This is a genomic window from Bradyrhizobium sp. SZCCT0231 (genome assembly GCF_018130245.1).
Classification (GTDB): Bacteria; Pseudomonadota; Alphaproteobacteria; order Rhizobiales; family Xanthobacteraceae; genus Bradyrhizobium; species Bradyrhizobium japonicum_F.
In genome coordinates this window covers 1-1,232 of record NZ_JAFCKP010000044.1, presented here as the reverse complement: position 1 = coordinate 1,232, position 1,232 = coordinate 1, and the positions used below count along the sequence as shown (strand labels likewise).

Sequence of the window (1,232 nt, the reverse complement as noted above, 5' to 3'; positions counted from 1 at the left end):
GCAGCTGGGTGGAGCTGAGCAGCTTGAGACGAGTGCGCGCCAGACGAAGGCTTTCGTGCGGCGGCGCCAAATTCCAGATGCGGTGGCGTTGCTTCGGCTGATGCTGGCCTATTGTCTGGGTGACAGAGGATTGAGATCGACAGCCGCGTGGGCGGCTTCTGTTGGCCTTGCGGACCTCAGCAGCGTGGCGTTGTTCTATCGCCTGCGTCAATGTGGCGATTGGTTTGCAGTGCTGGTGGAGGGCTTGCTCGCCGCGGCAGCCCCGAAGGCAAGCCGAGGCCGCCTGATCCGCATCGTCGATGCGACGACAGTCCCTCAGGCCGGGCCGGCTGCGCGCAGGAACAGTGAGCTTTGGCGGGTTCATAGTGCATTTGATCTGCCATGTGAGCGCTTTGGTCACTTCGAGCTGACGGATCAGCAAGAGGGCGAAACGTTTGACCGGATACCAGTAGTCAAGAACGAGATCCGCATTGCTGACCGCGCCTATCTGCAACCTGACCGCATCGCGGCTGTCCGCGCGGCCGGTGCAGACGTTCTGATCCGAGCAGGCTGGAAGAACGCGCGTTGGCTTGATGCCCAAGGCCGTCCGTTCGATCTGATGGCCCAATTGCGTGCGGCAAAGGCGCGCGGACTGATCGATCGGAGGATTTGGATCAAACGCAAGGACGATGCGCCTCTGGCTATGCGTCTGGTTGCAGTCAAGAAGCCCACCGGTGCGGCCGCCGCTTCGCGTCGTAAAGCCCGGCGAGACGCGCAAGATGAAAACCGCATCATCTCCAAAGAAACTTTGGAAGCCGCGGATTGGGTCATTCTGGTCACGTCGCTCGCACGGGACGAGTTCTCTACCAAGGATGTGCTTGCACTCTATCGACTGCGATGGCGGATCGAACTTGGCTTCAAGCGACTGAAAAGCCTGATTGGTCTCAAGACACCGCCTGGAACTGATCCGCGCTCGGCCAAGCCCTACCTGCTGGCTCACCTCTTGATTATCCTGCTGCTCGAGCCGCTTGCCCGCGACTTCGAGGACTCTCCCCACTGGACGCAGGCCGCCTGACGACACCTGGCGGTTGGCGTGTCTTGCAACAACTCGTTGCATCCTTGCTGCAGGCAATCATTCCACAACCAACCATCCGCCGCTTGCGCCGCAGAAAACGAGCGCTTGGGCGGCACCTGCGCGAGCCTCCCCGAAAACGTCGGTATCAATCCATGCCTGCGCTACCTTAACGCCTATG

1 protein-coding gene is annotated in these 1,232 nt (G+C 60.8%); it reads left to right on the top strand.

The genetic code is table 11. The features are described 5' to 3' along the window. On the top strand, positions 1–1,054 hold a 1,054-nt coding region (locus JQ566_RS34425; protein ID WP_212380684.1), incomplete at its 5' end, for an IS4 family transposase. Between the last annotated feature and the right edge of the window lie 178 nt (positions 1,055–1,232).